Origin of the sequence: Campylobacter concisus, from assembly GCF_002092855.1 — a bacterium.
In the GTDB taxonomy this organism is placed as follows: Bacteria; Campylobacterota; Campylobacteria; order Campylobacterales; family Campylobacteraceae; genus Campylobacter_A; species Campylobacter_A concisus_AI.
In genome coordinates, this window is the sequence record NZ_LVLC01000017.1 from 1 (window position 1) to 628 (window position 628).

Below are 628 nucleotides of genomic sequence, written 5' to 3' on the forward strand. Positions count from 1 at the left end.
AAAAAAAAAACTTTCACGCTCATATAACTTTTGTAACGGTTAAGGACGGACAGCAAAACTGGAGAAAAGAGAAAATCAAGCCAGCCGACCTAAGAGAGCTACAAACAGCAGTTGCCGAAATGTTGCAAATGGAGCGAGGACAAGAAAACTCAGAGGCTGAACGCCTAAGTCATAAGCAATACAAAAAGGCAGCGCAGAAAAAAGAGCAGCTAGAAGCTGAAAGTTTAAGCCTCAAAGAGCGTAACGCCATACTAGAGCAAGAACGTAAAGAGAGTAAGGGCAAGGGATTTTTAAAAGGCTTCTTTGATAGCTGATCGAGCATAAAAAAGAGCGACCAGGAATTTAGCAAAGATGAACCACTAGCAGAAATTGAGAGGCTTAAGGCGCTTGACAAACAAAGGCGAGATGAGATAGAAAGGCTACGCCTAGAACAACAAGAACTAGCCGAAGAAGTGGCAAAAAATAGCCTCTATACAAAAAAGCTCGAGCAAGACCTCGAGGAAAAAAATAAAACTATCAAAGCTCAAGAAATCCAAATTATCAATCTCAAGCAAGAGAATAGCGAGCTAAAGAATTTCATATCAAAAGCAATGACTTACGTCAGAGACCACGCAAAAGATGTCTTTAG

1 pseudogene is annotated in these 628 nt (G+C 40.4%); it reads left to right on the forward strand.

Features of this window, described 5'->3' with window-relative positions:
* Nucleotides 1-314: pseudogene (locus tag A3223_RS09630) on the forward strand (plasmid recombination protein); the annotation flags it as partial.
* Between the last annotated feature and the right edge of the window lie 314 nt (nt 315-628).